Source organism: Synechococcus sp. OH2, assembly GCF_047462155.1.
Taxonomy (GTDB): domain Bacteria; phylum Cyanobacteriota; class Cyanobacteriia; order Thermostichales; family Thermostichaceae; genus Thermostichus.
Genome location: NZ_JANSIR010000028.1, coordinates 1 through 7,451 on the forward strand (window position 1 = coordinate 1; position 7,451 = coordinate 7,451).

Annotated in this window: 7 protein-coding genes; 5 read left to right on the forward strand and 2 right to left on the reverse strand. The window is 59.9% G+C overall.

Features of this window, described 5'->3' with window-relative positions:
• Positions 1-139: 139 nt before the first annotated feature.
• The 3 genes from NW835_RS02250 to NW835_RS02260 all read left to right on the forward strand — a co-directional run bounded on the left by NW835_RS02250 (position 140) and on the right by NW835_RS02260 (position 4,109).
• Positions 140-1,768 (forward strand): CocE/NonD family hydrolase, encoded by a 1,629-nt coding sequence (locus NW835_RS02250; protein ID WP_414414420.1) that lies wholly within the window; start codon positions 140-142, stop codon positions 1,766-1,768.
• Between the two features lie 84 nt (positions 1,769-1,852).
• Positions 1,853-2,113 carry a DUF6761 family protein gene (locus NW835_RS02255; RefSeq protein ID WP_414366681.1) on the forward strand — a complete coding sequence of 87 codons (261 nt, stop codon included), beginning with the start codon at positions 1,853-1,855 and terminating at the stop codon, positions 2,111-2,113.
• Between the two features lie 172 nt (positions 2,114-2,285).
• Positions 2,286-4,109, forward strand: coding sequence for a glycosyltransferase family 39 protein (locus tag NW835_RS02260; protein ID WP_414414421.1), 1,824 nt, complete (start codon positions 2,286-2,288; stop codon positions 4,107-4,109).
• A gap of 408 nt (positions 4,110-4,517) precedes the next feature.
• Here NW835_RS02260 and NW835_RS02265 read toward each other — a convergent pair whose 3' ends face one another.
• Positions 4,518-5,627: a dockerin type I domain-containing protein gene (locus NW835_RS02265; protein ID WP_414372725.1), complete on the reverse strand. Its 1,110-nt coding sequence runs from the start codon at positions 5,625-5,627 to the stop codon at positions 4,518-4,520.
• Positions 5,628-5,833: 206 nt separating this feature from the next.
• Between NW835_RS02265 and NW835_RS02270 the strand changes: the two genes are divergently transcribed.
• Both NW835_RS02270 and rpmB read left to right on the forward strand, forming a co-directional pair.
• Complete coding sequence (locus NW835_RS02270) at positions 5,834-6,196, forward strand: hypothetical protein (RefSeq protein ID WP_414366787.1); 363 nt, start codon at positions 5,834-5,836, stop codon at positions 6,194-6,196.
• A gap of 24 nt (positions 6,197-6,220) precedes the next feature.
• Positions 6,221-6,457 (forward strand): 50S ribosomal protein L28, encoded by a 237-nt coding sequence (gene rpmB, locus NW835_RS02275; RefSeq protein WP_414372729.1) that lies wholly within the window; start codon positions 6,221-6,223, stop codon positions 6,455-6,457.
• A 73-nt stretch (positions 6,458-6,530) separates the two neighbouring features.
• Here the strand turns inward: rpmB and NW835_RS02280 are convergent, their stop codons facing one another.
• Positions 6,531-7,259, reverse strand: a complete 729-nt coding sequence (locus NW835_RS02280) for a pentapeptide repeat-containing protein (RefSeq protein ID WP_414378785.1) — start codon at positions 7,257-7,259, stop codon at positions 6,531-6,533.
• Positions 7,260-7,451 lie beyond the last annotated feature (192 nt).

The following is a 7,451-nucleotide window of genomic DNA, read 5'->3' on the forward strand; positions in this document are numbered from 1 at the left end:
TCCATCCCCACCGTATAGACGGTGGGGAATTCCGCACCTTACGTTAAAATGCTTCTATCTCCCGGAATTTTCTATCGAAGAGCTCTCCAGGGATCCCTGTGCCTAGTTCTTCGGCAAATTTCGTTGACCTTACCCAACCATGCTGCCTGTGCGCCCCCGCGAAACCGTTTCCATGTTCACCCGCGACGGGATCCAACTGGATGCGGATGTCTATCGTCCAGAAGGCGGGGGGAGCTACCCGGTCTTGCTGATGCGGCAGCCCTACGGGCGGGCCATTGCCTCGACGGTGGTGTACGCCCATCCGCGCTGGTATGCGGCCCACGGCTACATCGTGGTCATCCAGGATGTGCGGGGGCGGGGCACCTCCAAGGGCTCCTTCTACCCCTTCCGCCACGAAGCTGAAGATGGGTTTGACGCGGTCAACTGGGCGGCTACGTTGCCAGGGAGCAACGGTGTGGTGGGCATGTACGGCTTTTCTTACCAGGGCATGACCCAACTCTATGCCGCCTCCAGCCGTCCCAGCGCTTTGAAAACCCTCTGCCCGGCGATGTTGCCCTACGATCTCTACGCCGATGCCGCCTACCCGGGGGGAGCCTTTGCCTTCTCCAACAACCTCAGCTGGGCGCTGCAACTGGAAGCTGAGGGAGCCCGCCGGCGGGGAGAGGCCAACGCTTACCAGGCCCTCTTCAAAGCCTCCCGCAACTTGCCCCTCTACGATCCCATCCCCCTCAAGCCGGGCGTGCTGCAGCAATACGCGCCCCAGTCCTACTACTTCGACTGGCTGGAGCACAGCGAACCCGACGACTACTGGCGCCAGCTCTCCCCTCGGCTAGAGGTGGTGGATCTGCCGATGTTGCACATTGGCGGCTGGTTTGACAGCTATCTGAGTGGCAGCCTACGCCTCTACAGGGAGATGAGTGCCCGCAGCCAAAACCCGCAACACCTGATCATCGGCCCTTGGGCCCACCTGCCTTGGGGGCGCAGGGTGGGGGCGCTGGACTTTGGCCCCGAGGCCGTCAGCCCCATCGATCGGCTGCAGGTGCGCTGGTTTGACCAGTTCCTCAAAGGCAAGGACACCGGGATCCTCCAGGAGCTGCCGGTGCGCCTATTCGAGATGGGAGCCAACCGCTGGCGCAGCTTAGAGGCCTGGCCCACCCCGGAACCAAAAGCTTTTTACCTGCACAGCACCGGCCTGGCTGCCCTTTCTGAGTTCGAGGGATCCCTCCGCCCGGAACCCCCACTGAGGCAACAGTCGGATACTTTTGTTCACGATCCCTGGCGACCGGTGCCAGCCCTGGGGGGTCACCTGGTTTATCCTGCCGGGCCGCAAGAGCGCTCTGCCCTCGACTGCCGCACCGATGTTCTCACTTACACCACTCCCCCTCTGGAAACCGACCTCCTCCTGGCGGGGGATATCACGGCAGAGCTCTACGTCGAAGCCGACAGCCCCAGCTTGGATCTCTGCGCCGTGCTCTCCGTGGTCAGGCCGGACGGCCAGGTGTACAACTTTTCCCAGGGCTACCGTCGTCTGCAGGATCCCCAGCCCAATGCCCCCATCTCAATCCCCTGTCAGCCTACCTGTATCCGCATTCCCCGTGGCCACGCCCTGCGTCTCAGCCTCAGTGCGGCCTGTTTCCCGGCCTACTCCGTCAATACAGGTACGGGGATGCGAGAAGAGCGGCTCATCGAGGCCCGCATTCTCACCCTTACTCTTCACAGCGGCGGCAACACGCCCTCGCGGTTAACCTTGCCCATTCTTGAGGAATAGTGCTGCCTCTCCCGCTTTTGTAATCTCTGTCTAGCAAACGAAAATCAAACGCTAGGATGGGAACAGGTGGGGCAAGGGAGCGCCATGTTGCAAGACCCAAAGCTAATCCGGCACTATCAAGCTCTAACCGACGCGCTGGTGGATAGTTGGCATCGCGGCTATCAGCGCACTGACGAGCTAAGGCTGCTGGTGGACGGTTACCTGCTGGCCTTGCGAACTGGCAAACAATTGGAGCCCTTTGAGATTTACCGCCTCGAAGATGAGGTCAACCGCTTCCTCTACGATCCGTCCAACTTCATGGATCCGGAACTGGAGCGGGAGACGGAGAGGATGCGGGGCTACTAACTTTGGGGATCCCTGCTGGCAATCCTTGCGACCGGTAGGCCGCAGCCTCAATTCCTAAGTTCTATAGCCTTGGGGTCTTTCTCCCGTCCTTCGGGAGAGAAGCTGGGGGTAGGGCGGTTTTGAGAACAACTTGGGCCTGGTAGGCTGAGAGCAGTCGATTCCTCTCAGTTCTATGGCAGTTTGGGATACCCTGGCAACTTCCCGGCGTCCGGCTCTGCTGGGATCCGGCCTGGGCTTGGGAATAGCCCTGACCCTCTGGTACGGCGTGTTTGGCTACCACGTACTGCAGATGGGTATCTGGCTGCTAAGCATCCTGCTGGTGGGGCTGTATGTGGCCCAGTTTCCTCCGGCTCAGCTCCCTTGGGATCCGACGCGGCTGCGCTGGCGTCAGGAGTTGCTACACCTGGGGCTGCTGGCGCTGGTTTTTGCCCCCATCTACCTCTACGACCTGGCCAACATCCCTTTTCAAATCAACACCGACGAGATTGTCATCACCTCCATGGCGCGGCGGGCCTCAGGGGTGCGCTACCCCGATATCTTTGGGCTGATGCCAGAGTGTTTCTATTTCCCCCGCTTCCTGTTCAGCCTCTTTGGCGGCCTGACGCGGCTGATGGGGGGAGTCACGCTGGTGAATGTGCGCACCGTGCATGCCGCCTTCGGGGTTGTCACCATTCTGGTGGCCTATGGGTTTTTTCGGTCGTTCTGGAACCCCCGGCTGGCCTTGGCAGGAGCGGCCCTCCTGGGATCCAACCACGCCTTGTTAGGCATCAGCCGCATGGCGATGCGGGAGAATCTGATTGTGCTGGTGGAGTGTGCAGCGCTAGCCTTGCTCTTAAAGGGCGTGCGGGAAAAAAATCCCCTGCTTTTGTATTTGGGGGGAGGGGCAGCGGCCTTCTCCCTCTACGGCTATCTGCCGGGGCGGGTGGTGATCCTGTTGGGGTTGCTGTTTGGCGGCCTCTACCTGCTCCTGGGCCGGGAGGAGCTGCAAGGAGGGGATAATCAGGTCAACCCCTTCTGGACTTTGGCCAAGCTAACAGTGCCGGCGGCGCTGGGGTTTTTCCTGGTGGCTGCGCCTATCCTGGTGGCTACTGCCACCGCCCCCCCAGAAAGCGCCGAGTATGCCCGCCAGCAATTTCTCTTTTTCCCGGAAGGGCGGGCGCTGCAGCAGAGGTGGGTCAATGCGGCTACGCCGGCAGAGGCGGTGTGGCGCAACATCCGCAATGGCCTAAGCATGTTCAACGATCCCAGCCAGCACGACCGGGGCTACATCTACCCCAACTACGGCCATGCCTTTGTGGATCCGCTGACGGGGGTTTTGATCTGGCTGGGGCTGGGATCTGGCCTCTACCGCCTCTGCAAGGGGCGTAGCCAGCCCCACGACTGGCTTTGTATGGGCAGTTTCCTGTTTCTTTACCTGCTCTTTAGCTTGGCCATCACCAAAGCCCCCAACTACACCCGCCTGCTGGTAATCCTGCCCTTTGTAGCCTACCTAACTCTGGAAGGGATCCAGGCGCTGGCCGGTCTCCTGGAGCGTTGGGGATCCCCAGGGAGGAAGTGGCTGCCGGCAGTGGCGATGGCGGGGGCGATGCTGTTGATTGGCGGATGGAACTTGGCGATTTTTGGAGATTTTGTCCACAAGGGCTGGACCCAGGGCAACGATGTGGGAGCCACCGGGCGCTACGTGGCGGCCCGACAAGGGGATCCCGACTACCGCTTCTACTTGGCTGCCAGCGCCGCCTACCCCTATTTCAGCTGGGGAGAGCCCATCTATTGGCAGAGTTGGATCCAGTTTTTTGCCGGCTCGGGACAGGAGGTGCAGGTCTTTTCCCCTGAGGCGTTGCCCACCCAAGATCTCCAGCCGCCATTTACCCTGTTCCTGAACGAGGAGGTATGGAATCAGCAAGGGGCAGCGCTGCAGCAGCGCTTTCCCCAGGGACAGTTGCATCGGATCCCGGCTGAGCGGGGGTTGTGGGCTTTTGAAGTAGCGGATCCTTAGCGCTGCTCTCTCTAGGTAGCTGACTGGGCTTTGAGTCAGCTATACCCCTTGCCGTTGCCTCCTTGTGCCACCCTCGTGGATTAGGGAGAGGGGCTGCGCCCTACATCCATCCCAGCGGGGTGACCCACGCGGCCCTCAAAAAGGGATCCCCGCTGCTGAAGGGTAGGCTTAGGCCGGAGCAGCAGGGCCCGGCCATCTGGCGAAACGACGGGCGTGTTGCAGTGCCAAATCCACATAGTGCTCGGTGTGGCGGTCAACCTCCAGAAAAATCCCAAAAAATTTCGCCGTACACTTTCAGACACTTTAACCTACAGAATCCCCAGAGCCCCCTTAAAGTCGAAAAGGCTTCGGGCAAGCTTCTGAGGAACAAAATCCCAAGACCTAGCCAGCGCAAGTTAGCTTGGGCGTTTAGCTGGGGATCTCAATCGTGACATTGGCCAACTGCACATCGTCATAGTCCACCCAGGCCCCACCGTACTGGCCGATTGTGTTACTCCCCAGCGGCACAAAGATATCCAGGGATCCACCAAAAAGCGGGATACTTATCCGAGGGTCGCCGGCGATCCTGCCAGGCTGGATCACCGTTTTGCCAGTGCGCAGGGTAACAGTATTCAGGCCCAGGCGCAGATGCTCTAGCGGCAGAGGGATGCGCAAGCCGTCTCCTCCCAACTGGATCTGCTCTACCTCCACCCCGTTCAAAAGCACTCGCATGGGAGACATGTCGGCATTAGGGATCTGGGATTGTCCGGCCCGATAGGCGGCGGCTGTATCCAACCCAATCAGGGATCCAATCCGCAGAACTGGTGGACGGGGCGGCAGACGTTCTAGGCTGAAGGAGCGGGTCATCTCCCCCCCTTGGGCAGGAGCAAGAAATTGGCCAGCAGCCGCCGACTCAGGCGAATACCGGTTATCGCCTAGGCGGATGACATTGGCCTCCAGCACCAGCGTGCTGTTGGGATCCCAGCGCTCCAACTGTAACTGCCAAGGTCGCTCCCCGCCGGTCTGTCCGCTGCCTGTGCTCTGGGAATAGGGCAAATAGTTCTCCAGCCGCGCCACCAAAATCTCCTCTGCCGGCAGCGGCCCCGGCAGGCGAAACCGCCCCTGGGCATCGGTGCGCACCGCAATCCCGGCTCCCGGAATGGCCACCTCCACGTCGGCCAAGGGCTGCCCTGTCAGGCGATCCACCACCTGCCCAGAGTAGGCAGAATCCAACTGCACCTGTCCAGTGGGCACATCCGTGGCCGCCTGAATGCGCTGCTGCAACATCTGCCAATCGGCTTCTGTAATTCGTCCATCCTGGTCAACATCGGCAGCCCGGATCTGGTCGTCGGTCAACCCCCGTTCTCCGCGCAAATAGGCCCCCAACAGGTTGCGATCCTGCACCGTCAAGCGGCTATCCCCATCCAGATCACCCGGTTGAAAAGGCTGCGCTTGGGCAGAAGACACGCCTATCCAACCCAGAGCAAGGGATCCCAGCAGCAGCAAGAGGGAACGCCCCCATGAGGAGACCCTAGACATAGGCAACTCTCCTGAAAAAAGAGCTAGCCGCAGAGCCGGGAAGGCTTTGTTTACGTTCTAGCGCAGTTCACCGCTTTGCCGCCGGGTTAGCCAGCCGATTGAGGCTACTCTTGAGCGCATATTTTGCCGATTCGCCCTCTGCCCACTGGGACAGGCCAGAACTCGAAAGCTTGATGGTAAGATGAGCGTGGTGACCTGCTTCTTCTATGGCTCGATACTCCTGCGTGACTCAGCTTATGGGATCAGCCGAGCAGCTAAGCGAAGCGATCCGCGCGGTCTTGGAGCGTTGCCAGCTTACCGTCCTACATAACAGCCCTGACTACTGGGTGGCCGGCGAGCCGCCTGGAAAAAATCCCTACACCAAGCTGGTGACGGTGGAGGTCTTTGTGGATCGCAGCCGCCAAGCCGCTGACGGGTCTGTAGAGGTCACCTGCATCGCCAAAAACGAAGAGCTACCCCTGAGAAGCGTCAACCATTGCCAACAAACCTTTGACCAATTGAGGGCAGAGCTAGCCCAGTTGCAAGCTCAACTGCAGCTTGCTGCTCGACAAAAAGAGGCCATAGAATAGCGAAGCTGAGTTCCCTTGGATCTCATGGCACGTCGCTGCCAACTGACCAACAAAAAACGCAACAACGCTTTCGCCATCTCCCACTCCCACCGGCGTACCAAGCGCCTGCAGGAGGTTAACTTGCAGTGGAAACGCGTCTGGTGGGAGGAGGGCAAGCGGTTTGTGCGTTTGCGCCTTTCCACCAAGGCCCTGAAAACCCTCAAGACCAAAGGGATAGGGGCCATGGCCCGCGAAGCTGGAATCGACCTCAACCAATTTTGAGGGATCAGCCGGTGCCTTGACCTCCTGAGAACTGATCTGCTACGGCTGGCGGGAGAGTGACTTCGGCTACAGCTCACAGCAATCCAAACAGTTTGCGTGACTTGGGCTGGAGCCCCGCCAGCAGAGTGTTGAGGGTATCCCGCTGAGTAAGCTCGTTGGTGCCGCTCGCGCGCTCGATCAAGAACTTGCGCATTTCGTCCGAGAGCTTGGCGTCGGTAAAGTCGGCGCCGACAAAGCTGGCCCCTTCGATTTGGGCCTCTTGTAGGTTGGCCCCCACCAGGAGGGCTTGGTTGAAGTTGGCATGTTGCAACTGACAACTGGCTAGGACGGCCTGGGAGAGGTTGCAGCGAAATAGGTTGGCTTGGCGAAAGTCAGCGGCAAAAAAGTTTCCTTCCGCTAGGTTGGCAGCCACCAAGCTGGCCTCGCGAAAGATGGAGTGGCTGAAACGGCCTTCCTGAAAGCTGCTTTTGTCCAGCTTGGCAGCAGTGAAGTTGCTGTAGTCTCCCAGGGCTTGACTGAAGCTGGATCCCCGGAGGTCGGAGGCAGCGAAGTTGGCCCGCTCCATCTCGGCACGGCGAAAGTTGCATAACCGCAGATCTGCCTGTTGCATACTGAGCGAGCGCAGGTTAGCCCGCGTCAAGTTGGCCTTGGGCATCTGGATGCGGTCGAACAGGCCCCGCGAGAGGTAAGCACCTTCAAGGTTGGCGCCCAACAGGGAGCGCCCTTCTCGCAGGGCTGCTAGCAAGTCCCGCGTGGTTTCAATGCGAACCGGCTCGGAGGGTTGGGGAGAAGAAACACTCACAGACAGACCACTTCTCACAGGCAGGCCAGAAACCTGGTCAACCTGACCGAAACACTGAGGGCTAACAGGGATCCCATCTAATTAAGCTAGCGTTTGCATCGCCGGTCGAGGTTAAGGGGATATTAAAGACGGCTCTGCAGCGGTTTAACGTAAGGTGCGGAATTCCCCACCGTATAGACGGTGGGGATGGAT